Here is a 24526-nt window from a genome sequence, read left to right as displayed (position 1 = left end):
GCCGGCCCGGCAGGTGTGCTGCGCCGACTCCATACAATCGCGCCTCCGCGGCTTTCGAGGGGAACCGCATCAGCCGCAAGGGTTCGGCATCGATATCGGCAACGCCGCTTGTGCAAAGCTGAAGGCGAAATGCGTGTGGCCGACTCGAAAAACCGGCCGCCTGCGCGGCCGGTTTTTTTTCGAAATCGTTTGCGCGCGGCTGCCTGATGACTTCTGCGTGCGCTAGAATCTGCCAGTGCCTGAGGCCCGCGTCGAGAGCGCTGGCCGGTCGGATTCAGACACAACGAATACACCACAAGAGCAGAGCAAAACGAAGCGTCGATACGCTTCGCGGGGGACGGGTATGACTACGATCGCAGTCGAAGATCACCAACATCCGGACGGCACGTCCGGCCAGGCCGACCATGCGCTGGACGACGTCTACGTCGCGCGTCAGCCGCTGCTGGATCGCGACGGCATGCTGTGCGGCTTCGAGCTGAAAGCACGCCACACCGCCATTCCGACGCCGAATCCCGCCGCATTCACCAACAGCGAAACCGCCGACGCCGCACTGAAGGCGACTGAAGCCGCGCGCGCGGCGGATGCGAAGGCGGTGATCTGGGCCATCGCGCAGCCCGACGTAAGCGGAGCGCTGGCCGGACATATGGCCTATGTCGATGCGAGCCGTGAAATGCTCTTCGACGACACGCTGCGCCTCTTGCCCCCCGAACGCTTCACGCTCGAACTGCCTCCCGCCCTCGAAGCCGACGATGAACTCGTTACGCGCGTCATCGCGCTGCACGGGCGTCGCTATCGTTTCGTTCTCGACGATGTGACGCAGCCGGGCGACACCTTCGCCAAACTGCTGCCCTATGCCGATGCCGTGAAGATCGACTTCCGGCGCACCCAGCCTGCGCTGCTGCCGAAGCTCGCGAAAGTATTGAAGGCGGCGGGCAAGATTCTGATCGGCAATGGCATCGACACGCCTGCCGATTTTCAGGCCGCGCACGATCTCGGCTTCGATCGCTTTCAGGGTTACTTCTTTGCCCGTCCGCAGACCCAGAACCTGCGCCGCGCGAGCGCGCCGCGTCACGCGTTGCTGAATCTGCTGCAACTGCTCGCCTCTGATCCGACAGTCGCGCAGCTCGAAGCCGAATTGAAGCTGAACCCGGTGCTGGTGATGCATCTGATGCGGCTCGCGAATTCGAGCGGCCTGGGTGTCGGTCACAAGGTCACGACGTTGCGCGAAGCCATCAACGCAACCGGTACGAACCGCATCGCGCGCTGGACGCAATTGCTGCTGTACGCGGACGGCCGCAAGGTCTCGCTGGAAGACGATCCGCTGCTGCAACTCGCCGCGACCCGCGCGCGTTTCATGGAACTGGCCGTGGAGCGTCTGCCCGAAGCGGGACGGGACGAGGCCGATGCGGCCTTCCTCACCGGCGTGTTTTCGTTCGTCGATGCGGTGTTCGGCGGCTCGCTCGAAAACACGCTCGACATGCTCATGCTGACCAAGCCGATCCGCGCGGCGATCCTGCGGCGCGAGGGCGCGCTGGGCATGTTGCTGTCATCGATAGAAGCGCTTGAGCGCGCAGCATGGACAGATGTCGATACCGTATGCCTGCAGTTGGGGCCGCTGACGGCTGCCGATATCGCAAGGCTCGGGCTGATGGCCGCTGCATGGGCTGGCGTGGCGGATCGCAGCGCCGAAGCGGCGGGGCTTGAACGGATCGAGGATTGAAGAACCGGAGGCGGGGAAGAGGGCGCGTCACGCAAGTGCCGTACCTCTCGCCCCGGTAGCGCGCTGTGGGCGCTCAGGTTGGCTGCCCCGTCACACCCTCAAAGCAGTTCCATTTCCCGCGCGGGCGCGTGGGCGAAGAACCTGCCGACTTCACGCGCAAGCTCGTTGAGCGCGCCCATCTCCCCTAGAGAAATCTTGCGCGGCTCCTGCTCATGCGTCCAGTCGCCGTATATCAGTGCAACCGTCGACTGGTTCTCCAGCGCGACCGGCAACAGAACAAACGAGCGTGTGTCGCCGAATGAGCGGCGGAACCATTCCGGCAGGCGCGCCATCATTTTCGGGTCGCGGGCGTTCTCGATGAAGATGCCGACCGAGTTCGCAATCGCGAGATGGAACACGTCCGGCTGGAAAGCTGCGTTGAATTGCAGCGTCGGCAGCAGCGCCTCCATCTTCGGTCCGAAGCCGAGCCGCGCCTTGAAAGTACCGGCGCCGTGCCTGACGAAGACGACCGTGCGGGCAAAGCCGAGGCCGGCCAGCACGGTTTCCGATGCCAGCGCGAGCGCCGGTGCAAGTGCGTTGTCCGACGGCAGCGCACGCAGGTCTTCGACACCCGCGCCAATCCGTGCCTCCGGATCGAGTGCCTCGCGCGCAATCGCGTCGGCGTTGGCGCGCAGCTCGCTGATCTCGCGCATGACGCCATCGCCGGCCTCTTCGCGGGCCAGCGCAACGCTCATCTCCACGAGCACGTCCGGATCGGTTCCGAGCGTACGGCCGTAACGCTGCGCGAGTTCTCCGATGCGCGCTTCGCGTACCGCGTCGGGAAGATTCGGCAACGTGAGGACGTGCGAGACCTCGGTCGAATAGTTTGTGATCGCGCGCAGCCACTGCACCTGGCGCGGCTCCTCATCCTGCGGATTGAATTGGCTCATGCCGGCCCGGATCATCTCCGGCAGACGCCAGCGCGTCGCGGCTTCAAGGCCGATTTCGTCGAACGTCACACCGAGTTCGGCATTGCACGCTTCGGTTTCTTCCATGCCGGCGTCGACGTGGCGGCGGATCTTGTCCCATTCGGTATCGAGATAGAACACGACCAGCAGCTTGCCGACCTGACGCATTAACGTGCAGACGACGGCCTCTTCTCCGGCGCGCAGGTCGCCGCGCTCGGTAAGCTTGCGCGCGACGCAGCCCGACAGCATCGTGCGGTTCAGTTCCAGCTTGGCGTCAATGCGCCGCGGCACGCTGTGATGAAAGTGATCGACGAGCTTGAGCCCGACGACGAGATGGCCGACGGCGTCCATGCCAAGCACCATCAGCGCGCGCGTGACGGTGGTGATGTTGCCGCCGAAGGCCATGTACATCGCCGAGTTGGCAAGCCGCAACACCTTCTGTGTCAAGGCGAAGTCCGACAGCACGACCTGCACGAGCGCCGAGAAGTCGAGGTCGTCGTTGGTCATCGCCGCCATTGTTGCGCGCAGGGACTGCGACAGCATGGGGAAGTCGCCGCGCTCGCTCATCCGCGACCACAATCTGTCGAGTAGCGCAGCCTTTACCATGTGATTCCCGCGAAAGCCATACGTGTTCCAGTGATTGGCATGCCGGCGCGTGACCGGTGCTCGATGCGGATGTGCGCGGTCCGCATCAGGAGGTTGCGCCGTGCAGGTGGAGCGTGCGTGCTTCGAAGCGCTGCGCCAGTTCTTCCGATGGCAGCGCCTTGCAGACGAGCCAGCCCTGTATGTGATCGCATCCCATCTCGGTCAACAGTGCGCGCTGCGCTTCGGTCTCGACGCCTTCGGCGACCAGTTCGAGGTCGAGCGTTTGCGCGAGGCCTACGACCGCGCTGACGATCGCCTGATCGTTGCGCGAGGTTAGCAGATTCTCGACGAAACTGCGGTCAATCTTCAGCTTCGCGAGTGGAAAACGCTGCAGATACGCGAGACTCGAGTATCCCGTGCCAAAATCGTCAACGGCGAAACGGATGCCGATTGCGGTCAGTTCCTCGAGCAGCGCCTTGGCGTGTGCCGGGTCGTGCATCAGCAGGCTTTCGGTGATCTCAAACACGAGGCGGCGCGGGTCGATGCCGGTCAGGGCGATCGCTTCGCGCACGCTGTCCGTGAAGCGAGGGTCGCGGAACTGCTGCGGCGATACGTTGACCGCTACGTATTGCAGCCTGATACCCTGGTCGTCCCACTGAATCAGTTGCATGCAGGCAACCTTCAGCACCCAGTTGCCCAGATAGTTGATGAGGCCGACCGATTCCGCGAGCGGGATGAACATCGACGGCGGCACGAGCCCATGCACCGGATGCAGCCAGCGGATCAGCGCCTCGACGCCGACGACGCCATGGGTCTGGCTGCTCGTGATCGGCTGGAAGTGCAGCGAGAATTCGCCGTTGCGCACGCCGTCGTAGAGATCCGCCTCGAGCTTGAGGCGCTCGGCGTCGGCGGGATTGTCGTCCGGGACGTAGAAGGCGAGGGTGTTGCCGCCGCCGGACTTGGCCTGCAGAAGTGCATGGTCGGCCCAGCGCATGAGATGGCTGCCGCCAGGCGTTGCGTCCTTCATATGACGCGCATCGGGATACAGTGCGATGCCGATGCTCGCCGACAGGTGAACCTGCTGGCCGTTGAACGAATACGGTTGCTGGATAGCCGTCAGGAGACGCCGGGCCAGCGCCTCGGCGGCAAACGATGCGTTCGGATGCGTCGAGATCAGGGGCAGCAGGATCGCGAACTCATCGCTCGCGACGCGCGCGATGGTCTCGCCCTGGTTCACCATGTTCTGCAGGCGCCGCGCGGTGTCGCGCAGCATCTCGTCGCCGGCGTCGTAGCCGAGCGCGCGGTTCACGCGCTGATAATCGTCGATATCGAGTAGCAGCAGTGCGGCGGTCGAGCCGTGCGCATCGGCTTGCTGTTGCGCGTTGAGAAGCGCCGGCACGAGCGCAGCCTGGTTCCACAGACCGGTCAGGCGGTCGTGATGCAGCGCATGCTTGAGTCGGTCTTCGGTCGCGCGCCACGCCGACACATCGAAGCCGGCGATCGCAAAGCCATCGGTACCGTCGTGGCTGTTGCGCACCACGCGCAGTTCGACCGCGACCGGGTAGGTCAGCGATTTCACGAGTTCGAGCGTGATCTTTTCGACGGCGGCGCTGGAGGCTGCATGGGCGAGCACGGCGTCGAGCTTCGCGACATCGCCGGGGGCGACCAGATCGTGCAGCGTGATGGTCTGCAGGTACTCGCGGTGGTAGCCGATGAAGCGCAGGCTCGCGTCCGAAACATAGAGGAACTTGAGGTCCCGGTCCACATGAGCGAGGAAATCGACGCCGCTGACCGTGTGCTCGAGGCGTGGGTGGTCCTCGCGCGGCAGGGCCTCGCCGTCGGCGCGCCGACCGAGCGCACGCAGTCGGTCGATGACCGTGCGCAGAGGGCCCCGGCGGGGCGCGGTGACGCTATTCGCTTCCATGTTTGTCGCAGGCAACCCGTATTCTCACTTGCAGGCGGAAGGCCGGTTCCGCCGTTTCCGGCAGACCGGTCTCAGGACACGAGACCGTCCATCAGAACGAGATATCGACCCCGGGGCGGAAATCTTTAGCCGATCGGGCAAAAAAAGCAACGGTAAGTGAAACCGCTTCCAGCCGCCACTGCAGCGGCCCGCGGATTCGGTTAAAGTGGCGCGGATTGTCGTCGATGCGGCACAGTCCAACAGACGCGGGCCGATTGGTGCAGTCAGCTCGCGCGCCCCGCGGTCCACCCGAATGCAAGCTGCCAAGAGACATGTCTGATCCGCTCGATACCGGGTCCACGCGCGCCGGCGCAGGCGAAGACCTGCCCGGAGAGCCTGCCGTCGCGGCCGACCAGTTCGTCTATCTCGGCCGACAGCCGATCCTCGACCGGAGCGGGGCGCTCGCGGCCTACGAACTGCTGTTCCGCGCCGGTGCGCACAATTACGCCGAGGTCAAAGACGACGCGCAGGCCACCGCGCAGGTCGTCTCCCGTACGATCGGCGGGCTTGGCGTGGGCGCCGTGCTGGGCCATCAGCGCGGCTATGTGAACATCAGCCGCGAGTTGCTGTTCGACGACATCGTCCATCTGATGTCGCCCGAGCGCTTCGTGCTCGAGATTCTCGAAACGGTCACCTTCGACGCGCGCCTGCTCAAACGCATCGGTCACCTTCGCCGCGCGGGCTTTCAGATTGCGCTCGACGACGTGGTCGAACTGACGGGCGGTCTTGTCGCCCTGCTGCCGCACGTGGATATCGTCAAGGTCGACTTCCTCGCGACCAACCGCGCGGCGCTGCCGGCGCTGGCCGCGACGGTGCGCCGCCATGGCAGGACGCTGGTGGCCGAGAAGGTGGAGACGCAGGAAGACTTCGCATTTGCCCGCGAGCTGGGCTTCGATCTGTTCCAGGGTTACTTCTTCGCGCGGCCTCAGGTATTGAGCGCGCCGGTCATACGCTCCGCGCGCCCTGCGCTGTTGCGGCTCCTCGCGCTGCTTGCGCGCGATGCCGGCATTGCAGAACTCGAAGCCGAGTTGAAGCTGAATCCGAACGTGGTCGTGCAACTGCTGCGACTCGTGAATTCGAGCGCGTTCGGGCTTGGGCGCAATATCTCGTCGCTGCGCGAAGCGATCATCGCAACCGGCACGCGGCAGATCGCACGCTGGGCGCAGCTGCTGCTGTACGCCGATGGCCGCGACCTGCCATGGCGCTCCGATCCGCTGGTGCAACTCGCCGGGACGCGCTCGCGTTTCATGGAGCTGGCGGCGAGCTGGCTGCGACCTTCGGAGGAGAGCTTTGGCGATGCCGCCTTCATGACCGGGATCTTTTCGCTGGTGCATGTGGTTGTCGGCTCGACACCGGAAGCGACGCTCGACCGTCTGGGCCTGTCGCCGCCGATCCGCGATGCTATCGTCAACCGAACCGGTCCGCTTGGCGCGCTGTTGCGCCTGACCGAAGCGGTCGAGCAGGGCGAGGACGCGGCGGCGGTCGCCCGCGATGCAGCCTTGCCCGGGTTCGCGGCACTCACGCCCGAAGTGCTCGCGGAGCTTAGCCTGTCAGCGGCGGCCTGGTTTGCCGCGCACGCCGGCGAGTAGTCCTGTCAATGCGCTCGTGAACCGGGGCGTGAAGTCGTCGCGATTGCCCAGGTGGCGGGAGCGAGCGAACCTGCGTTCCCGCTGCGCGATCCAATCGAAGGGGCGTTACGATGCCTCGACATGCACTCTGCATGACAGGTGTCGTGCGTCAGTCAATCGAAAGGAAAATCCCTATGAAACGAAACTTCATGTCGCTCGTGCTGGCTGGCTGTTTGTCGGCGGGGCTGGTACTGCACGCGGGCACGGCCAGCGCAACGCTCAAGCCGGGCGATGCGGCGCCGGACTTCACCGCGCAGGCTTCGCTCGGCGGCAACACGTATACCTACTCGCTTGCAGACGCGTTGAAGAAGGGCCCGGTCGTGCTGTATTTCTATCCGGCCGCGTTCACCAAGGGCTGCACGATCGAAGCCCATGAATTCGCGGAGGCCGTCGACGAGTACAAGAAGTATGGGGCGACCGTGATCGGCGTCTCGCACGACAACATCGGGACGTTGACGAAGTTCTCGGTCAGCGAGTGTCGCAACAAGTTCCCGGTAGCGGCCGACGAAGACCGCAAGATCATCGATGAATATGACGCAGGCATGCCCATGCGTATGCCGATGGCCAACAGGGTGTCGTATGTGATCTCACCGGATGGCAAGATCATCTACGAATACACGAGCCTGTCGCCGGACAAGCACGTCGAGAACACATTGAAGGCCGTGAAGGATTGGGCGGCAACGCACAGGCAGCCTTGACGGACTGGGTTGGATATCGCGCGGCGGATTAGACCGCCGCTTTCTTTTTATGCTTCCAGTCCGACTGGAGCGCCCGTTCGTGCCGGAGTGAAGCCAGATGCCGATTGTGGTTGTCCTGCTGGCCCTGATTGCGCTGATTTACGGCGCGGTCCGGGCGTTTGATTTCCTGTCGACGCAATTCGGTCTGGGCGTTGCAGTGGGCGTGGCGGTGGTGGTCGCCATCGCTCTGCTGTTGGCTATCGCCTGGTGGTGGCGGCGCCGCCGCGAGGTGGCCGCGAATGTACGCGACGGCGACTGGACGCACGAACTGAAGGGTGAGTGGGGCGAGATCAGACTGGCCGCCGCCAAGCGGTTCCTGAAGGTGCGCGTGGGAAATGACGTCGGCGAATATATTTTTGCCGACGTCGTGCAGGCAGAGGCCGAACGCGCGGGCGACGGCTGGCAGGTCGCCCTCAAGGTGAAGAGCGGCACGCATCCGGCCTGGCAACTGCCCATGAGCGGAGAGCGGCAGGCCCGGCAATGGGCGCGGATTTTCACGCTGGCCGCAGCGCAGAAGCTCTGAGGCACCTGTCGCTTTCGGTTTGCGCGCCCCGTCGGCCTGCACGGCAGACCGACGTGAGAATCGACTGGTGAGGCGAGCTATTCAGTCGCCGGCGCACCTCGCGAGCGCCGCTGGCGTCTCGTTTCCCATTTCACGCGAATCCGGTCCATATAAAGATAGACGACGGGCGTCGTGTACAGCGTGAGCATCTGGCTAACGATCAGGCCGCCGACAATCGCAATCCCGAGCGGTGCGCGCAGTTCCGCGCCTTCACCCCGGCCGAAGGCGAGCGGCAACGCGCCGAGCAGGGCCGCGCAGGTCGTCATCATGATCGGCCGGAAGCGCAGCAGGCAGGCCTGGTGGATGGCATCGCGCGACGATAGTCCTTGCCTCGACGCTTCGATCGCGAAGTCGACCATCATGATCGCGTTCTTCTTCACGATGCCAATCAGAAGGATCACGCCGATCAGCGCAATGATGCTGAAATCCGTCCTGAACAGCAGCAGCGCGAGCAGCGCGCCGACACCCGCGGACGGCAGCGTCGAGAGAATCGTCAACGGATGGATGTAGCTCTCATAGAGCATGCCGAGCACGATGTACACCGCGGCGAGCGCCGCCAGTATCAGGATGGGCTGATCGGACATCGACTGCTGGAACGCCTGCGCCGTGCCCTGGAAGCTGCCGCGAATCGTGCCCGGCATGCCGATCTCGGCCATCGTCTGATAGATCACGTTCGTGGCCTCTGACAGAGACCTGCCCGGTGGCAGGTTGAACGAAATCGTCGATGCCACGAACTGCCCCTGGTGATTCACCGACAGCGGGGTATTACCCGGCCCGAAGCGCGCGATGGCCGATAGCGGGATCATCGTTTCCTTCGAGGTCGACACTGCCGAGCCTGCCGATGCGCTTGACTTGCCGCTTGCCGCGATCGAGTTGGTGGCCAGGTTGCGGGCAGAGTCGGCGGCGATCGCCGCCGCGCTCGTTGCAGTCGTGCCTGCCGTGCCGCCCGTGGTCGCGGCCGTGACCGTGCCGGCGGTCGCGTTGGTGGTCTGCGCGCCGCTCGCGCTGCCGCCCGACGTGCTGACGTAGATCTCGTTCAGCATGTCCGGATGCTGCCAGTATCGCGGGGCGACTTCCATGACGACGTGATACTGGTTCAGCGGGTTGTAGATCGTCGAGACCTGGCGTTGTCCAAACGCGTCATACAGCGTGTTGTCGATCTGCGACGGCTGGATGCGGAGGCGGGACGCCGACGCGCGGTCGATCGTCACCATGGCTTCGAGACCGCCCTGCTGCTGGTCGGAGTTCACATCGGCCAGTTCGGGGCGGCGCTGCAGCGCCTCAGTGAGCTTCGGTCCCCATACGTACAGATCGGTGGTCGAATCGGACAGCAGCGTGAACTGATACTGCGCGTTCGACTGCCGGCCGCCAACGCGGATATCCTGCACCGCCTGCAGGAAGGTGCGGGCGCCCGCGACATCGGAGAGGGGCGCGCGCAGTTGCTGGATGATCTGGTCCGCTGAGGCACGGCGCTCGCTCTTCGACTTCAGCGTCACGAACATGAAGCCCGAATTCGTCTGGCGGCCGCCCGTGAAGCCCACCACGCTGTCGACCGCCGGATTCTTCTGCACGATCGCCATCATCTCGGAGAACTTTACCTTCATGGCCTGGAACGACGTACTCTGGTCGGCCTGGATGCCGCCGATCAGCCGGCCGGTGTCCTGCTGCGGGAAAAAGCCCTTCGGCACGATGATGTACAGATAGACGTTCAGGCCGATCGTCGCGATCAGGATGGCGACGATCAGGCGCGGATGCAGCAGCGCCCAGCCGAGCGTGCGCTCGTAGCCGCCCTGCATGCGCGTAAAGCCGCGTTCGAGCCAGCGTCCGAAACGGCTTTCCTCGCGCTTGTCGTGATGCTCGGGCAACAGGCGCGAACACATCATCGGCGTGAGCGTGAGCGAGACGAGCAGCGATACGCCGATTGCCAACGACAGGGTGAGCGCGAACTCGCGGAACAGCCGCCCGACGATGCCACCCATCAGCAGGATCGGCAGGAACACGGCCACCAGCGAGATGCTGATCGACAGTACCGTGAAGCCGACTTCGCGGGCGCCGATGAATGCCGCCTTCATGCGCGGCACGCCGTTCTCGATGTGCCGCGAGATGTTCTCCAGCACCACGATGGCATCGTCGACGACGAAACCGGTGGCGATGGTCAGCGCCATCAGCGACAGGTTGTCGATCGAGAAGCCGAGCAGGTACATCGCGGCGAACGTGCCGATGATCGAGATCGGCACCGCGACGCTCGGAATCAGCGTGGCGCGCCAGTTGCGCAGGAACAGGAACACCACCATCACGACGAGCGCCACCGCGACGATCAGCGTGCGCTGTGTGTCTTTCAGCGAGGCGCGGATCGTGATGGAACGGTCAGCGGTGGGAATCACGTCGACGTCGGCGGGCAGCGAGGCCTTCAGCTGCGGCAGCATGGCCTTCACCCGGTCGACGGTCTCGATGATGTTCGCGCCCGGCTGGCGATACAGGATCACGAGCACCGAGCGCTTGCCGTTGATGAGACCCAGGTTGCGCAGATCCTCGACCGAATCGACCACCTGCGAGACGTCGGACAGATGCACCGCCGCGCCGTCGCGATACGCGATCACGAGATCCTTGTACTGCGCGGCCTTGGTCGCCTGATCGTTGGTGTAGAGCTGTACGTGCGTCGGGCCGAACTCGATCGAGCCTTTCGGGCTGTTCGCGTTCGCGGCGGCAAGCGCCGCCCGCACGTCTTCGAGGCCGATGCCGTAGTGGAACAGCGCGTGCGGTTCCAGTTCTACGCGCACCGCAGGGTTGGCCGAGCCGCTCACGTCGACTTGGCCCACGCCGTCCACCTGGGACAGCGACTGCTGCAGCACCGTGGCCGCCGAGTCGTACAGCTGACCGGCGGGCAGCGTGTTGGAGGTCAGCGCGAGAATCAGGATCGGCGCGTCGGCGGGGTTGACCTTGTGGTAGGTCGGGTTGCTGCGCAGGCTGGTCGGCAGGTCGGCACGGGCGGCGTTGATGGCGGCCTGCACATCGCGCGCAGCGCCGTCGATATCGCGGTTCAGACCGAACTGCAGCGTGATCCGCGACGAGCCCACCGAACTCGACGACGTCATTTCGGTTACGTCGGCAATCGAGCCGAGGTGCCGTTCGAGCGGACTCGCGACACTGGTTGCGACGGTTTCCGGGCTCGCGCCTGGCAGGGTCGCCTGCACCGAGATCGTCGGAAAATCGACCTGCGGCAGCGGCGCGACCGGCAGCTTCACGAACGCGAACATGCCTGCCAGCGCGATGCCGATCGCCAGCAGCGTGGTGGCGACCGGCCGGGCAATAAACGGACGCGACAGGTTCATCGCTCAGTTCCCCGCATCGGCGGCAGGCGGCGTCGGGGTTGCATCGCCGCGATGAAAACGCGCACGGGCGCGGCGTGCCAGCGAATCGAAGCCGAGATAGATCACGGGCGTGGTGAAGAGCGTCAGCAACTGGCTCACGATCAGACCGCCGGCGATCGCGATGCCGAGCGGGTGCCGCAGTTCGGAACCCGCGCCGGTGCCGAGCATCAGCGGCAGCGCGCCGAGCAGGGCGGCCATCGTCGTCATCAGGATCGGCCGGAAGCGCAGCAGCGCGGCCTGATAGATGGCCTCGCGCGGCGGCTTGCCGTGTTCGCGCTCGGCTTCGAGCGCGAAGTCGATCATCATGATCGCGTTCTTCTTCACGATACCGATCAGTAGCACGATACCGATGATGCCGATGATGTCGAGATCGTGCCCGGTGATGAGGAGCGCGAGCAGGGCGCCCACGCCCGCCGATGGCAGCGTCGAGAGGATCGTGATCGGATGGATGAAGCTCTCATACAGCACGCCGAGCACGATATACATCGTGACGATTGCCGCGAGGATCAGGAACAGCTCGTTCGCGAGCGATGCCTGGAACGCGAGCGCCGCGCCCTGGAAACGTGTCTGGAACGAAGCGGGCAGGCCGATGTCCTTTTCCGCCTGTCCGATCGCCTTGACTGCCGCGCCGAGCGACGCGCCCGGTGCCAGGTTGAACGACACGGTGGTCGCCGGGAACTGGCTCAGGTGCGTGACGAGGAGGGGCGCCGGCCGTTCATGGAAACTCGCGATGGCCGACAGCGGCACCTGTCCGCCCGTCGATGTTGCCGACGGCAGAAAGATCGAATTCAGCGACTCGACGTAATGCTGCATCTCCGGTTTGGCTTCGAGAATCACGCGATACTGGTTCGACTGCGTGAAGATCGTCGAGATGATGCGCTGGCCGAACGCATCGTATAGCGCGTTGTCGACGGTGGCGGGCGTGATGCCGTAGCGCGCGGCGGTTGGGCGGTCGATTTCGACGAATACCGACTGGCCGTTTTCCTGCAGGTCGGTGGCGACGTCGGCGAGTTCAGGCGACTGCTTCAGCCGGTCGATCAGCTTCGGCATCCAGGTGGCGAATTCCGTGATGTTAGGGTCCGTCAGCATGAACTGATACTGCGTCGGGCTGACCGTCGAATCGATGGTCAGATCCTGCACCGGCTGCATGTACAGCGCCGCCCCCGGAATATGCGCGACATCTTTCTGCAACTGGCGGATCACGTCGCTCGCGGAATTGCTGCGGTCGTCGCGCGGCTTCAGGTTGATCAGCATCCGGCCGCTATTTAGCGTGATGTTGCTGCCGTCGACGCCGATGAACGACGTCAGGCTTTCCACGTCCGGATTCTTCAGGATCTGTGCGGCGAGTTCCTGCTGCCGCTCTGCCATCGACGCGTACGACACCGACTGCGGCGCCTGCGTGATCGCCTGGATCACGCCGGTGTCCTGCACGGGGAAGAAACCTTTGGGAATCACCACGTATAGCAGGGCCGTGAGCACGAGCGTCAGCAGCGCGACGAAGAGCGTCGCGCGCTGACGGTTCAGCACCCACGTCAACGCCACCGCGTAACGCGCAATCACATAGTCGATGAACTGGTGCGCTTTCGCTTCGAAGCGGTGGCTTTCTTTCGGCGGCGTGTGACGCAGCAGCTTCGCGCACATCATTGGCACGAGCGTCAGCGAGACGACCGCCGAAATGACGATCGTCACCGCCAGCGTGATCGCGAATTCGTGGAACAGGCGTCCGACCACGTCGCCCATGAACAGCAGCGGAATCAGCACCGCGATCAGCGAGACCGTCAGCGAGATGATCGTGAAGCCGATCTGTTTCGAGCCTTTCAGCGCGGCCTCGAGCGGCGGGTCGCCGTCCTCCACGTAGCGCGCGATGTTCTCGATCATCACGATCGCATCGTCGACGACGAAGCCGGTTGCGATCGTCAGCGCCATCAAAGACAGGTTGTCGAGCGAGAAGCCGCACAGGTACATCACGGCGAGCGTGCCGATCAGCGACAGCGGCACCGACAGGCTCGGGATGATCGTCGCATAGATGTTGGCGAGGAACAGGTACATCACGAGCACGACGAGCACGACCGACATCAGCAGTTCGAACTGCACGTCGCGCACCGACGCGCGGATGGTGGTGGTGCGGTCAGTGACGATTTCGACGTCGAGCGAGGCCGGCAGCGACTGCTGCAGTTGCGGCAGCAGCTTCTTGATGTTGTCGACCACCTGGATCACGTTGGCGCCCGGCTGGCGCTGCACGTTCAGAATGATCGCCGGCGTGTTGTCGACCCATGCGCCGAGCTTGGTGTTTTCCGCGCCCTCGATGATTCTCGCGACGTCGGTGAGCATGACCGGGCGGCCTGCCTTGTAGGCGATCACTGCGTCCTGATAGGCCGCGGCGTCGGTCAGCTGGTCGTTCGAGTTGATCGTGTACGAACGGCTCGGGCCGTCGAAATTGCCCTTTGGCGTATTGACGTTCAGGTTCGAGACCGTCGTGCGCAGGTCGTCCAGATTCAGGCCATACGCTGCGAGCGCACGCGGGTTCGCCTGGATGCGCACCGCCGGCCGCTGGCCGCCCGACAGGCTCACGAGACCGACGCCCGCTACCTGCGAGATTTTCTGGGCGAGACGGGTGTCGGCGAGATCCTGCACCTGGGTGAGGGGCAGCGTCTTCGACGTGATCGCGAGCGTGATGATCGGCGCGTCGGCCGGATTGACCTTGGCGTAGATCGGCGGCGCGGGCAGGTCGGACGGCAGCAGGTTGCCCGCCGCGTTGATCGCCGCCTGCACTTCCTGTTCGGCGATATCGAGCGGCAGGTCGAGACTGAACTGCAGCGTGATGATCGACGAACCCGCGGAGCTTTGCGACGACATCTGATTGAGCGAGGGCATCTGTCCGAACTGCCGTTCGAGCGGCGCGGTCACGGACGACGTCATCACGTCCGGGCTCGCGCCCGGATAGAAGGTCTGCACCTGGATGGTCGGGTAGTCGACTTCAGGCAGCGCCGAAAGCGGCAGGAAGCGCAGCGCGACAAGCCCTACCAGCATGATCGCCGCCATCAGCAGGGCGGTGCCGACCGGGCGCAGAATAAAAGCGCGGGATGGATTCATGCGTTATCAGCCGTGCCTTATTCCGAGGCTTGCGCCGCGCGTTTGTGACGGTGGGCCTGCGCGCCCGATGCGCCGGACGCCGCGGCAGCACCGGATGCGCCCGCTGCAGCCCTCGGCCGTTCTGCGGGAATCGTGATCTTCGAGCCTTCGCGCAGCCGGTCCGAACCGTCGATCACGACGCGCTCGCCAAGCGCGAGGCCCGACTGGATGCTGGTGCGCTCGCCATCGACCGGGCCGATCTTGACCGTACGCACGGTCACCGTGTTGTCCGGTTTCACGATATACACGAACCGCCCCATTGACCCGTTCAGCACCGCTGAGGTTGGCACGATGGTCGCGCTCTTGACGACGTCGACGAGCAGGCGCGTATTGACGAACTGGTTCGGGAACAGCCCGTTGTCGGGGTTCGGGAACAGCGCGCGCATCTTGAGGGTGCCGGTGGTGGTGTCGATCTGGTTGTCGAACGTATCGAGGTAGCCCGATTCCAGTGCGGTGGTGTTGCTGCGGTCGTAGGCGGTGGCCGACATTCTCGTGCCCGCGTGAATCTGTTTCATGATGGCGGGCAGGTTGTCTTCGGATGTCGTAAAGAGCACGCTGATCGGCTGCAGCTGCGTGATGACGACGATGCCGTTGGTGTCGCCCGAGGTCACGTAATTGCCCGGATCGACCTGGCGCAGGCCGACGCGGCCCGACACCGGCGCCGTGATGCGCGCATAGATGAGGTCGAGCTTGAAGGTGTCGACGTTCGCCTGGTCCGCTTTGACGGTGCCTTCGTACTGCCTGACGAGCGAGGCCTGCGTGTCCACCTGCTGGCTCGCGATGGAGTCCTGCGCGAGCAGCGTCTGATAGCGCTTCAGGTCGAGGCGCGCGGTTTGCAGCAGGGCTTCGTCTCTCGCCAGCGTGCCCTGCGCGTTGGCGAGCGATATCTGGAACGGGCGCGGGTCGATCTGCGCAAGCAGGTCACCCTTCTTGACCATCTGGCCTTCCTGGAAGGCGACAGTCTGCAGGGTGCCGCTCAGCTGCGTGCGCACGGTGACGTTGGCAAGCGGGGTGACGGTGCCGAGCGCTGTTAGCACAACCGGCATGTCGCCCTGTGTCACGCTAGCGACGTGCACCGGCTGAGGCATGTTGGCAAGGCCCGCGGCGCCGAGGCCAGCGCGCGCGCCACTGGCGCCGCCGGGCGCCTGTGCGGCGCTCGGATCGCTCCCCCATGGATGCCAGCGCACCAGCACGATACCCGCGATCACCAGGGCCGAGACGATCAACCCGATCGTGCGGGCCCGATGCGGTTTCGCGCCCGGCGGAACGCGAGGCGTGCCGGCTGGCCCTGCCGGTTCAGGCGATTGGCGGGCGGGGTCAATGCTGCGCGGCGTTTCCGGATGCTTTTGTTGTTCGTCCATCAGTTCGTTCAGGTGGCTGGCGTGTAGTTGAGCAAGGGCGCGTTGCGCGACGCGATAAGCTGGGTAGCAGGCGATAGACAACAGAAGGCGTCAGGTGACGTTCATGAGCGCCGTGATATTGACCCATGCCGATGCCTCGCTCGATGCGATGCTACGCGAGGCGCGGGGAAAAGATGTTAAGGCGCGTCGTTGCGAGTATGACTGCGCTCGACAGGTGAACACACCGGGTCGAACCAGTTTGCCGGCGTTGCAACGGGCGCCGCCGCGCTGAAAGCATGATGCTACGTCCCCCGGCTTGTTACAGTCCAGCGGCGTATTTTTCGATTGGTTACCTGAGTTACACCCGCGGCGACTGCAACCGGGGATTCGATGTCTCAATCGTCGAGACGCTGGCCGGGCGCGCCGCCAATCTCGCGCACGATTTTCCCGATGCATTCGATGAGGGCTGGCACGGCGCGCGACGTGAGCCAGTCGCGCGGGCACTGATGCGCCGCGCCGCCGCAGTTGACCGCATAGCGTTCGCCGGATGGGCCGATGAAGCCTACGGCGACCGCGTTGAGGTTTTCGTGCCATTCGCCGGTCGCAATCGCGTAGCCCTGGGCGATGGTTTCCTGCAAGGCGTCGTCGAGGCGGGTGCCGAGATGCGCCCAATCTTCCCCGGCGGCCGCCTGCAGGCCGACGAGCAGCCGTTGCCGCTCCGGCTCGCTCAACGCGGCCATGTAGGCTCGACCGACGGCGGTGCGGCACATGTCCATCCGCGAGCCGACCTCCAGTCGCGACACGAGCACGGCCGAGCGCGGGCGGATGGTATCGATGACCACCATGTCCAGACGGTCGCGTACCGCCAGATGCACCGACAGCGAAGTGCGCTCGGCCAGATCAATCAGGAACGGCCGCGAGCGTGCGCGGATATCGAAGTTGCGCAGGAAGCCGTTGCTCAGTTCGAGCACGGAGGCGGTGAGGACGAAGCGCTCGCTGTCCGGCAGCCGGAACAGAAAGCCGGCGCCGACGAGCGTCGCGGTAATGCGGGACACGGTCGGCTTCGGAATCCCCGTCAGTTCGGTCAGTTCGCGGTTACTGAGGGGTGCGTCGGCAGCGGCAATCTGCCTGAGCACGGTGATGCCGCGCGCGAGCGCGGTCACTTCGTCGGCGGAACCGTCCTTGTCCTTCAGTGGATCGGTGATGTGCGTGGGTGTCCGTTGCAGGCTCATTTCGTTTTTATGGAACTGTATTTCATTTTTTTGATTGTGCCGATGGGTCCCAATCTATCCCATCGACGCCCGGAAGCCCTCTCGGCGGGGCCTTCGGAGCGAGTTTCATCTGAAGATTCATTGTAGCGAATCTGGTGCCGTGGCGCGTACAGTGGGACGACATTTTGCTTGACTTAGTCAGCATAAACATAAAAAATGGAATTTCATTTCGAAAATCGATGTTCTGTCGATGCTTTTGGAATCCTTTCAAAGCATGTCTGAACCGCGCCGGTGCGGGTTTCAAGGCTGGAGCACAAGGGTTCGAGCAGAGCCAGATGAGGAAATCGGATTTCGGATCCCGTCTCTCAGGTTCTAGCACGGCCCTCGGAATGGCTAGAACTTTTTAAGGCGTCACGGTTATGTGACGCTTTTTTTTTGTGCGCTATCGGCGCACAAAAAAGTCTGCAGCAATCGCTAACACGCGTGAACAGACAACAAAGGCTGGTCGAACGGCGAAAGACGCGCTGCGGTCCGGCATCCGATAGGCCGTGTGCGTGTTCCGGAACACATGCCGCACTCAGTTCTCGACTCTGTCTGCGAGAGCCGCGGGGTGAAATCCATCGAGGTCACTTACTATTAAAGCGTCCCTGCCGGCGCCGGTTTGAAAACCTTGACCAGATTCAATCTTCGAGCGTCGCCTGCGCGGCGCATCCATTCGATTTCAACGACCACGCGAGAGCAGGTTGTTCGCCGAGGTGACGCCGTCCACCTTGTTCGCGCTCCGTTCGGCCAGCGCGATCTGTTCACGCGCGGGTACCCATCCGACAAGCGTGAGTTCTCCTGAACGAGCAATCTTGATCATGGAATGCCTGGCCGCGAACCGCAGCCCTCAGGCGTCGTGTCCACATACAGCACGCCATACCGCACCACCGTGTTGATGTGTTCGCCAAGGAACAAAGGTTCCTGCGGCAGTTCCGCGACCACGTTCATATCGCGCAGCGGTCCCGTCGTGCTGACAATCATCGTCGCGTCGATTGAGAGCCAGCCTGACGAATTCTCATACTTCGCAAGGTAGGTGCCTTTCATCAGCGGCACAAAGCCGTTACTCGCGGACCCTGCAAAGCGTGCGATCTCGCTGGATTCTTCCCACGTCACCAGCGTGGACATGCGCGGCGAATAGCGGATAAGCAACTGTCCGCCCACCAGCACATCAAGGTCCGTCGCAAGTTGCCACGTCAGATTCGCGCTGTCGTTGATGATGTCAAGCTGGAACTGCTGCACGTTCTGAGGCGGTCGATTCAGGCCGTACAGTTCGCGCTGGATCGACGCAGGCCGCGACATGATGCCGAGACTGTTGACCGCCCACACAGTGAAAAACCACATGCCGGGTGTAGTCGGCTGAACGTCGATGCTGTTCATCCCGGTTTCTTCCACCACCGGGGAACCTGTCGCGGACTGATACGCGACCTGAAAGCGGATCGCGCCAGTCGGCGCGAGCCATGAAAACGTCACGCGCGCGCCAACAATGACCGGTGAGATTTGATACAGGCTTTCGGTCAGGTTCAGTTCAGACGGCGGCGCAATGTTGAACGGATCAATGATCGACGTTTCAGGCATTTCGAGCGCAAGCCCCTGCTCGATTGCCGCAAACTTGCTCGCGTTATACATCACCCCGTTGACCTGAATGTTGCCGTCTTCATCCTCGGTCAGCGACAGACACCGCCATAGCTCGCTTTGCAGATTGGACGCCCACAGGGACCAGACGCCCATGCGGGAGACCGGCAGCGAGAACGGCGGCGCTACGGTTAGCTGGGTCTGATCACCACTGAGCGCGCCGAACACGTCGCGGGTCTCAAGCCGTCCATTCGGCAGCATCACTGACAGCCGATAACTGACCCCGGCAGTGATCGTCACAGGTGCATCGAGCGCGACCGTAGAAGCGTCACCGCCAAGGATGCGGCCACCATTGCGCGCACCTGCGCGCGTCGGGTCGGTCGTCGTGAACACGTCGCCGGGTCGCATGAAGGCCGCATTCACGCCAGTCTTGAACGACACCGTTTCTGAAAGCATCTGCTCGGTTAGCAGGATGCTACGACCGATGCGGTGCGCGAGGCCCCGCGAGGTGCATCCGAAGGCCAGCACTTCGGCTTCCCGCAGGCCGAACTGCGCGATTGATTCGCCGTCCTCTACGTACTCAATTTCCTGCTCGTAGCGGTTCGCAGGATTGTTCCATGTCACCAGCGCGACCGTGTGCCGCTGGTTCAGTGGCGTGCCCACATAGCCGAATTCGCCGTTGATGACGCTGGCAGGTGTGAAGGCCATCACCGGATCAGAAGGCCGGTCTGCCGTCACGGTGAGCGCACCACCGGACCAGAAAAGCATGCCGTTAAAGATGCTCGCGAACTGCTGCATCACTGCGATGGCGTCGGCGCGTTCCTGAATGTAGACGTTGCAGGTGTAGCGCGGCTCTAGTCCGCCGAAGCCATCCGCCACCATGCCATCACAGTATTGGCTGATGTCGTACAGCGTCCACTTGTCCATCAGTTGCGGATTCAGGTACGCACCGAGGCCATAGCGGCGCGTCACTGCCACGTCATAGAAAATCCACGCAGGGTTATCGGTCCACGCGACTCTAAAGGTGCCGTCCCATACGCCGGGATACTCGCGCGAGATCGGATCGTAGTTCGACGGAATCTGCACCCGCAGCATGCGCGTGTCGAACGACTGCTTAGGGATCGCGCGGAACGTCGAGGCGTCCACCTGCACCCCTGCGAGCGCCGAGTACGGATAGATCAGTTCGCTACCGTCCTGTGTTTCGCAGGTGTGCGCTCCCTGATCCTGCATTATCTGGTCGCGAACTGCGGCCCCTAGTCGGAGACTTTCCCATGTCATCACGAAGCAGGAAGGCGCGCGCGAAACTCGCGCCGCCAGCATCAACTGCTGACCCCGCTGCGGTCGATTCATTCGAGCCTGACTACGGCACGCGCTGCGAGGTGTGCGACGAGTCGCCATGCGTGACCGGTGTAAAAGCTGGCCGCGTCGTCTATCAATCCGGCCTATGCGGTCCTTGCACCTTCGGCACCGCAGAAGCCATCGACCCCGCCAACTGGTGAGGCACCCAATGAACCGGAAAATTCAAGTTGACCTGTCAGAGACCCCGCCGCTAGTCAGGTGCGACGGTGAGATTTTAGGCGGTGTATCACGCGCCGAGATTCACCTTGAACCGAATCAACTGGCCTTGCTAGTTCTCGTGATCAACGTGTTCGATGTCGAAGGCGGTTCATTGCCGCACGGCTGGGAGACCAGCGAGCAACACGACGATTCGGAGTCGCCATGACACCCCCTGAAAATGACCGCCTGTTACGGATGGCAGAGGTCGAGCAGCGCATCGGACTGAGCGGCAGAACGATCTATCTGAAGATCGCCGCAGGCACTTTTCCCAAGCCGATCAAGATCAGCGTGCAGGCGGTGCGCTGGCGTGAAAGCGAGGTTAATCAATGGATCGCAGATCGTGCCGCAGAGATGCAGAAACCCGACCCGACCGCACCGGCAGATCAGATACCCAAGCCGCCAAGTAAGGCGAAGAAAACGGGATCGGAAGCATGATCACCACACCACCAGACCCGCCCCGAGCGGGTCTTTTTTTGCCTGCTCGCTGCGCTCGATCAGATCGCATTCACACTGCTGACGTTTGTCAAATAACGTCAAAGTATTCATAACGCATAGAAGTGTCATTGCAAACGCATGGGTATCCGGGTAAAAGATTGTCCGTTCGCGGAATGCGTACCCTATTAGAAATGAGGTCGCAACATTGCAGCGCTCGTTTAACCATTCAAGGAAAAACTAAAGATGCCAATTCCTGCACATATGTGGCTGAAAGACGATGGCGGCGCAGACATCAAAGGTTCTTCGACCGTTCAGGATCGCGAGGGAAGCATTGAAATTATCAGTTTCGGCCACGGTGTGAATCTGCCGGTCGATGCTGCTAACGGAAAGATTACCGGCGCACGTTCGCACTCGCCGGTTGCGTTTGAAAAGGAGTTTGATTCAGCGACGCCGTATCTTTACAAAGCGGTGGCGACGGGTCAAACGCTGCAGTCGGCCGAAATCAAGTGGTATCGCATCAACGATGCAGGGAAAGAGGAAGTGTATTTCGTGATGCTACTCGAAGGCGTAAAGGTCTGCGGCATCAATCCCGGCATGACTAATACACGGCTGGCGCAGGCGTCCGCGCTCAATCACTCTGAAGCGGTGTCGATGATGTATGAGCGGATCACATGGCACTATCTGGACGGCAATATCAAATACACCGATGCTTGGAATGAACGCGCCTGAGCGGGAGTGACAATGGCTGTTACTGGAAAATTTGTTGTTGATAACAAATGGCTGTCGCCGCTCACGATTGATGGTGTGGGTACATACGACGCATTTTCGGGCGATGAAATATATCGGAATCGGGGCGGATGCACGGCGATGGCCAGCAAAGGACCTATTCCGGCCGGTAAGTATTGGATCGTCGCACGCCCTACTGGCGGCGTAGGCTCCAAGGTTCAAGCGTGGCTTAAGGATGAGTGGAATTCTTACAAAGGAAATCCGTCCGATCACAGCGAATGGTTCGCGCTGTATCGGGATGACGGGATGATTGACGATGTGACGTGGGTTAATGGTGTCAAGCGTGGACAGTTCCGGTTGCATCCGGCAGGAGGTGCTGGCTTGTCATTCGGATGCATTACCTTGCCGAGCCGTGTCGATTTCCTGAGAGTCCGCACGGCGCTTTTGCACACCAAAACCATCGCTGCTGGCAATTCAGGACTTAACTCATACGGAACGATCGAGGTCATCACGCATGGCAATACTTGTCCGTAGGCTATTCAAGGTCGCGCTGTTTATCGGGTTAGTTCTTCTTTCAGTTCGTTATATCCCACTGTCCAATGAGTGGTCAGCAGCCGAAACACGTGCATGGTTTCGTGCTTCGGATTGGCTCGGTGTCGATGACCCCGACAACTTGTATTTCGCGGTATGGCTGACTATCGAACTGATCGTGGCAGTGCTTGCTTATGCGGCGATCATAAGGCTATGGCGGCTCTATCGCGGCAACAGGCAACGTTGAAAAATAGCGATTGATGACCGCACTTGTCGGTAGGCTCGTCAAGGTGGCGCTGTTTGTCGGCCTGTTCTGCCTCTCCGTGCCCTACGTCCACACATACCCTATACCGATGCCGGAAAGTCAGGCGCTTGCGTGGTTACACGCTGCAAATCGGCTTGGCATTCGTGACCCGGATGATTTATACATCCCGCTCATGCTGTTGGCTGATCTGCTTGTGGCGACGCTTGCCTATGTGGTGATCATGAGGCTATGGCGGCACTGCCAACGCAAAAAAAACTGCGCTCCATGAGCGGCGATCAGGCCACCGCCCGTCCAGTCTGGTCCTATCTGGTCAGATCTCTTCAGGCTCGTTTCGGGGGGTAAGTGGTGGGTCAAAAACCGAGGCGTAGTGGAGATTCAAGCGGGATAAGGCATTGCGCGGTGCGCGCGAATTTTGGTCTGGAAGGCGATGCCATCGATCACACCGAGTATCTCTCCCATCTCGCGCGAACGTTGCTCGATGCGCTCAATGCTTTCGACCGAAGCGCGCACCGCGGCCTGTCCCGCTACCGCATCGGCATGCGCACGTGCAGACCGCTCATCGGCTTGCTGTGTTTGATCGGTGTTGTAGCGCACGGCTTCCAGCAAGGCTTCGAGTGAGGCACGGGTCTGCTCCAGGTTGGCAGCCTGCGATTCGGTGCGTTGCGACAGCGAGGTGGCATGTTGGGTCGCCTGGGCCCCTCCCATGGCGATCAGTTCGGCTTCGCTGCGCATGCGCGCCACCATCTGCGACAACTGGTAGGCGAGTACGCGCCCCTGTTCGCCCAGCGCCGCCAGTTCGTCGCGCCCCGCCAGAGACACGTCCCGTGACAGATCGCCGTCGCACAGCGCATTCGACTGGGTCCGCAAGATCGAGATTGCATGAAGCAGGCCGGCTCCGAAGAGCGCAAAAATCACCAGGAACTGCGCCAGTCCCAACGCGGCGCCATAGCTGCCGTACCAGCGCGCCGCCGCGACGGCGACGATTGCGCTAAGTGCGGCAATCGTCCACTGCACCCGCAGGTTCCAGCGGCGCAATGCCGACCTGAGCGGGAGAGAAGGAGATTGTGCGTGGGACAGGCCGCCGGTTACGCGTGGAGTCTCTCTATAGGTTGACATGGATATTCCCCGAACCTAATTTTGTTTTTTGCCTTCGACCGCTGGCCAACTGCACGGGAATGCAACCGGGAGCACATCGCTGGCGTGCATGTTCTTCTGTTCCTGGAGACGCCTCACGGAAGTGACGGTTGTCACGGAACCCATCGCTCCGGCAAACCTCCGTCTCCCTTGAATTCGCCCAGCGCGGCTGTCGCCGCAAAGGCCAGGTTCACGCGGCGATTTTGCCATGGCGGGGGTAGCATGGTTATCGCAAATGCCCTCATCTCACTTCTATTCTTCTTATCGGGCGAATGCGCTCCGGCATGCTGTCGAATGCCCAGGCTTCGGACTCGATACGCCGTGTCCGGTCTGGCTGGCGCTGGCCGAGCGTGCATAGGCACGGCCCGCGCACTGTGCGGCCGGTGACATGACCGGGGAAATCATCCCCGCTGTGCGATAGTCCAACATACGGCCCATAAGCAACCGACGTGGCATGTTCGTCAAAGGAGGGCGCGATGTTGATAGCCGATAGCAACCCAGCCGTCTGGTTCGACGCGAACTCGAATCAGAGTCAGGTTGTCGTCGTGCCATACGTCGAGTGGGCGCGTGAAGCGCGTCTCGAATATCAACTGAATGTCGTCAACAGCGGCAGGACGGGTACTTCCAACGTCTCGCAAGGGGGCACCCTAAGCGTTTCGCCGGGACGGCCTCAAGCCGTGTCGACGGTTCGCGTTACCCCACAGGTGGGCGGTAGTTGTGAAGTCGACCTGACCTTGCGCGAGGGCGACAAGGAAATAGGCCGGTATTCGTATGACTGCACGGCGAAAAAATAGCCGAATCGCGGTTGACGCCATTCCCACATTTGCCACAGGAGTTTGCACTCGCGCTGCCAGAAAGGCGGTTCGCCAGGCGACGTCGTCGCGCGGCCACGCCAGCAATCCGCCAGGGATGCCGCTGATGCCCGCGATTCGTCCGTTGAAAAGGATGAGCACGGTGGCAGCGACGCCAATCGCGAGTCATCCCGCGAGAGAAAGGAGGGGCGTGTAATTCACGACACCAATCGACATGATGTGTCTCTATGGCCATAAGTCGATGCGATGAGGTGAA

Annotated in this window: 21 protein-coding genes and 1 pseudogene; 12 read left to right on the top strand and 10 right to left on the bottom strand. The window is 62.6% G+C overall.

Annotated features, from left to right (window positions below):
* Positions 1–343 precede the first annotated feature (343 nt).
* Positions 344–1720 (top strand): EAL domain-containing protein, encoded by a 1377-nt coding sequence (locus B0G77_RS20115; protein ID WP_133663704.1) that lies wholly within the window; start codon positions 344–346, stop codon positions 1718–1720.
* A gap of 98 nt (positions 1721–1818) precedes the next feature.
* On the opposite strand, the gene B0G77_RS20110 is transcribed toward B0G77_RS20115, so the two are convergent.
* Positions 1819–3273, bottom strand: a complete 1455-nt coding sequence (locus B0G77_RS20110; RefSeq protein ID WP_133663703.1) for an HDOD domain-containing protein — start codon at positions 3271–3273, stop codon at positions 1819–1821.
* A gap of 85 nt (positions 3274–3358) precedes the next feature.
* A complete protein-coding gene (locus B0G77_RS20105; RefSeq protein WP_133663702.1) occupies positions 3359–5176 on the bottom strand; it encodes a sensor domain-containing phosphodiesterase in 1818 nt (605 codons plus the stop codon).
* Between the two features lie 311 nt (positions 5177–5487).
* Between B0G77_RS20105 and B0G77_RS20100 the strand changes: the two genes are divergently transcribed.
* The 3 genes from B0G77_RS20100 to B0G77_RS20090 all read left to right on the top strand — a co-directional run bounded on the left by B0G77_RS20100 (position 5488) and on the right by B0G77_RS20090 (position 8103).
* Positions 5488–6804, top strand: a complete 1317-nt coding sequence (locus tag B0G77_RS20100; RefSeq protein WP_133663701.1) for an EAL domain-containing protein — start codon at positions 5488–5490, stop codon at positions 6802–6804.
* A 173-nt stretch (positions 6805–6977) separates the two neighbouring features.
* Complete coding sequence (locus B0G77_RS20095; RefSeq protein WP_133663700.1) at positions 6978–7541, top strand: peroxiredoxin; 564 nt, start codon at positions 6978–6980, stop codon at positions 7539–7541.
* A 97-nt stretch (positions 7542–7638) separates the two neighbouring features.
* Positions 7639–8103: a hypothetical protein gene (locus B0G77_RS20090; RefSeq protein WP_133663699.1), complete on the top strand. Its 465-nt coding sequence runs from the start codon at positions 7639–7641 to the stop codon at positions 8101–8103.
* Between the two features lie 77 nt (positions 8104–8180).
* On the opposite strand, the gene B0G77_RS20085 is transcribed toward B0G77_RS20090, so the two are convergent.
* From B0G77_RS20085 to B0G77_RS20060, 6 genes are all read right to left on the bottom strand, one after another.
* Complete coding sequence (locus B0G77_RS20085) at positions 8181–11474, bottom strand: efflux RND transporter permease subunit (protein WP_133663698.1); 3294 nt, start codon at positions 11472–11474, stop codon at positions 8181–8183.
* 3 nt (positions 11475–11477) lie between these two features.
* A complete protein-coding gene (locus B0G77_RS20080) occupies positions 11478–14606 on the bottom strand; it encodes an MdtB/MuxB family multidrug efflux RND transporter permease subunit (RefSeq protein WP_133663697.1) in 3129 nt (1042 codons plus the stop codon).
* A gap of 17 nt (positions 14607–14623) precedes the next feature.
* Positions 14624–16006, bottom strand: a complete 1383-nt coding sequence (locus B0G77_RS20075; RefSeq protein WP_133663696.1) for an MdtA/MuxA family multidrug efflux RND transporter periplasmic adaptor subunit — start codon at positions 16004–16006, stop codon at positions 14624–14626.
* Positions 16007–16380: 374 nt separating this feature from the next.
* The gene (locus B0G77_RS20070) at positions 16381–17217 is read right to left on the bottom strand and encodes an IclR family transcriptional regulator (RefSeq protein ID WP_133663695.1); all 837 of its coding nucleotides are present in this window, start codon (positions 17215–17217) and stop codon (positions 16381–16383) included.
* Between the two features lie 700 nt (positions 17218–17917).
* Entirely contained in the window at positions 17918–18058 is a 141-nt protein-coding gene (locus B0G77_RS20065; protein ID WP_133663694.1) for a BON domain-containing protein, read from the bottom strand.
* On the bottom strand, positions 18055–20040 hold the full coding sequence (locus tag B0G77_RS20060; protein ID WP_243751056.1) for a phage tail protein: 1986 nt from the start codon (positions 20038–20040) through the stop codon (positions 18055–18057). Before B0G77_RS20060 ends, B0G77_RS20065 begins: the two co-directional genes overlap by 4 nt.
* A 41-nt stretch (positions 20041–20081) precedes the next feature.
* On the opposite strand from B0G77_RS20060, the gene B0G77_RS44365 reads away from it, so the two are divergent.
* The 7 genes from B0G77_RS44365 (at position 20082) to B0G77_RS20030 (ending at position 22592) form a co-directional block, all read left to right on the top strand.
* Complete coding sequence (locus B0G77_RS44365) at positions 20082–20309, top strand: hypothetical protein (RefSeq protein ID WP_243751055.1); 228 nt, start codon at positions 20082–20084, stop codon at positions 20307–20309.
* Between the two features lie 8 nt (positions 20310–20317).
* A complete protein-coding gene (locus tag B0G77_RS20055) occupies positions 20318–20533 on the top strand; it encodes a hypothetical protein (RefSeq protein WP_133663692.1) in 216 nt (71 codons plus the stop codon).
* The gene (locus B0G77_RS20050; protein ID WP_133663691.1) at positions 20530–20802 is read left to right on the top strand and encodes an AlpA family transcriptional regulator; all 273 of its coding nucleotides are present in this window, start codon (positions 20530–20532) and stop codon (positions 20800–20802) included. The genes B0G77_RS20055 and B0G77_RS20050 overlap by 4 nt, the downstream gene beginning before the upstream one ends.
* 243 nt (positions 20803–21045) lie before the next feature.
* Positions 21046–21531, top strand: a complete 486-nt coding sequence (tssD, locus tag B0G77_RS20045) for a type VI secretion system tube protein TssD (protein ID WP_133663690.1) — start codon at positions 21046–21048, stop codon at positions 21529–21531.
* Positions 21532–21543: 12 nt separating this feature from the next.
* Positions 21544–22062 carry a DUF2778 domain-containing protein gene (locus tag B0G77_RS20040; protein ID WP_133663689.1) on the top strand — a complete coding sequence of 173 codons (519 nt, stop codon included), beginning with the start codon at positions 21544–21546 and terminating at the stop codon, positions 22060–22062.
* Positions 22043–22306 (top strand): hypothetical protein, encoded by a 264-nt coding sequence (locus B0G77_RS20035; RefSeq protein ID WP_133663688.1) that lies wholly within the window; start codon positions 22043–22045, stop codon positions 22304–22306. Before B0G77_RS20040 ends, B0G77_RS20035 begins: the two co-directional genes overlap by 20 nt.
* A 13-nt stretch (positions 22307–22319) precedes the next feature.
* Positions 22320–22592, top strand: coding sequence for a hypothetical protein (locus B0G77_RS20030; RefSeq protein ID WP_133663687.1), 273 nt, complete (start codon positions 22320–22322; stop codon positions 22590–22592).
* 107 nt (positions 22593–22699) lie between these two features.
* On the opposite strand, the gene B0G77_RS20025 is transcribed toward B0G77_RS20030, so the two are convergent.
* Entirely contained in the window at positions 22700–23440 is a 741-nt protein-coding gene (locus tag B0G77_RS20025) for a hypothetical protein (RefSeq protein ID WP_133663686.1), read from the bottom strand.
* A 494-nt stretch (positions 23441–23934) separates the two neighbouring features.
* Here B0G77_RS20025 and csgH point away from each other — a divergent pair, with 494 nt between their 5' ends.
* A complete protein-coding gene (gene csgH, locus B0G77_RS20020) occupies positions 23935–24252 on the top strand; it encodes a curli-like amyloid fiber formation chaperone CsgH (RefSeq protein WP_133663685.1) in 318 nt (105 codons plus the stop codon).
* Between the two features lie 54 nt (positions 24253–24306).
* On the opposite strand, the pseudogene B0G77_RS44360 reads toward csgH, so the two are convergent.
* Positions 24307–24429 (bottom strand): annotated as a pseudogene (locus B0G77_RS44360) (YeeE/YedE family protein); the annotation flags it as partial.
* Between the last annotated feature and the right edge of the window lie 97 nt (positions 24430–24526).

The sequence above is a fragment of the Paraburkholderia sp. BL10I2N1 genome (assembly GCF_004361815.1).
GTDB lineage: Bacteria > Pseudomonadota > Gammaproteobacteria > Burkholderiales > Burkholderiaceae > Paraburkholderia.
The sequence above is the reverse complement of the archived record's forward strand: the minus strand, read 5'-3'. Positions and strand labels throughout refer to the sequence as shown.

Coding starts and splice junctions, on each gene's coding strand:
- B0G77_RS20085 (WP_133663698.1), bottom strand. CDS start 11,474: ATGAACCTGTCGCGTCCGTTTATTGCCCGGCCGGTCGCCACCACGCTG.
- B0G77_RS20070 (WP_133663695.1), bottom strand. CDS start 17,217: ATGAGCCTGCAACGGACACCCACGCACATCACCGATCCACTGAAGGAC.
- tssD (WP_133663690.1), top strand. CDS start 21,046: ATGCCAATTCCTGCACATATGTGGCTGAAAGACGATGGCGGCGCAGAC.
- B0G77_RS20110 (WP_133663703.1), bottom strand. CDS start 3,273: ATGGTAAAGGCTGCGCTACTCGACAGATTGTGGTCGCGGATGAGCGAG.
- B0G77_RS20075 (WP_133663696.1), bottom strand. CDS start 16,006: ATGGACGAACAACAAAAGCATCCGGAAACGCCGCGCAGCATTGACCCC.
- B0G77_RS20105 (WP_133663702.1), bottom strand. CDS start 5,176: ATGGAAGCGAATAGCGTCACCGCGCCCCGCCGGGGCCCTCTGCGCACG.
- B0G77_RS20095 (WP_133663700.1), top strand. CDS start 6,978: ATGAAACGAAACTTCATGTCGCTCGTGCTGGCTGGCTGTTTGTCGGCG.
- B0G77_RS44365 (WP_243751055.1), top strand. CDS start 20,082: ATGTCATCACGAAGCAGGAAGGCGCGCGCGAAACTCGCGCCGCCAGCA.
- B0G77_RS20065 (WP_133663694.1), bottom strand. CDS start 18,058: ATGATCAAGATTGCTCGTTCAGGAGAACTCACGCTTGTCGGATGGGTA.
- B0G77_RS20040 (WP_133663689.1), top strand. CDS start 21,544: ATGGCTGTTACTGGAAAATTTGTTGTTGATAACAAATGGCTGTCGCCG.
- csgH (WP_133663685.1), top strand. CDS start 23,935: ATGTTGATAGCCGATAGCAACCCAGCCGTCTGGTTCGACGCGAACTCG.
- B0G77_RS20060 (WP_243751056.1), bottom strand. CDS start 20,040: ATGCAGGATCAGGGAGCGCACACCTGCGAAACACAGGACGGTAGCGAA.
- B0G77_RS20080 (WP_133663697.1), bottom strand. CDS start 14,606: ATGAATCCATCCCGCGCTTTTATTCTGCGCCCGGTCGGCACCGCCCTG.
- B0G77_RS20025 (WP_133663686.1), bottom strand. CDS start 23,440: ATGTCAACCTATAGAGAGACTCCACGCGTAACCGGCGGCCTGTCCCAC.
- B0G77_RS20050 (WP_133663691.1), top strand. CDS start 20,530: ATGACACCCCCTGAAAATGACCGCCTGTTACGGATGGCAGAGGTCGAG.
- B0G77_RS20055 (WP_133663692.1), top strand. CDS start 20,318: ATGAACCGGAAAATTCAAGTTGACCTGTCAGAGACCCCGCCGCTAGTC.
- B0G77_RS20035 (WP_133663688.1), top strand. CDS start 22,043: ATGGCAATACTTGTCCGTAGGCTATTCAAGGTCGCGCTGTTTATCGGG.
- B0G77_RS20030 (WP_133663687.1), top strand. CDS start 22,320: ATGACCGCACTTGTCGGTAGGCTCGTCAAGGTGGCGCTGTTTGTCGGC.
- B0G77_RS20115 (WP_133663704.1), top strand. CDS start 344: ATGACTACGATCGCAGTCGAAGATCACCAACATCCGGACGGCACGTCC.
- B0G77_RS20090 (WP_133663699.1), top strand. CDS start 7,639: ATGCCGATTGTGGTTGTCCTGCTGGCCCTGATTGCGCTGATTTACGGC.
- B0G77_RS20100 (WP_133663701.1), top strand. CDS start 5,488: ATGTCTGATCCGCTCGATACCGGGTCCACGCGCGCCGGCGCAGGCGAA.